This is a genomic window from Nocardia amikacinitolerans NBRC 108937, from assembly GCF_001612615.1.
In the GTDB taxonomy this organism is placed as follows: domain Bacteria; phylum Actinomycetota; class Actinomycetes; order Mycobacteriales; family Mycobacteriaceae; genus Nocardia; species Nocardia amikacinitolerans.
Genome location: NZ_BDAU01000096.1, coordinates 1 through 446 on the forward strand (window position 1 = coordinate 1; position 446 = coordinate 446).

1 protein-coding gene is annotated in these 446 nt (G+C 65.7%); it reads right to left on the minus strand.

Going from position 1 to position 446, the window contains the following annotated elements; translation table 11 throughout:
• Positions 1-407 (minus strand): IS110 family transposase (locus NAM01S_RS33615; RefSeq protein WP_169810948.1); only part of this gene is annotated, 407 nt, incomplete at its 3' end.
• Positions 408-446: the final 39 nt, after the last annotated feature.

Sequence of the window (446 nt, forward strand, 5' to 3'; positions counted from 1 at the left end):
AACTGGGTCAGTTCGGCGACGAGGTCATCCGGTACGGTCACCGGCTGCAGGTCGGTGCGCATGCGGGCGGTGTCGGCGATGACGCGGGCGTCCTTGGCGTCGGTCTTGCCCTCACCGCGGAAGACACCGGTCATGGTCGCCACCACGCGGCCGGGCACATACACCACCGACTCGCCGACGCTCAGCAGGACCGTGATCAGCAGCGCCGACATGGGACTGGTCAGATCGATGGCCCACCGCAACTCGATCCCGGTCCGACGAGCGCGGTCAATCACCGCTTCGATCGCCCGCTGGTCGTTGGCGAGTTTGCCCGACCAGCACACCTTGCCGTTCTCGTCGACCACGCACACGTGATGACTGACCTTGCCGACGTCGATTCCGATCCAAATCCGTTGGCGCAGCGCCACTCTCACACTCCCGTTCACGCAACCGAAGCCCGTGGACAG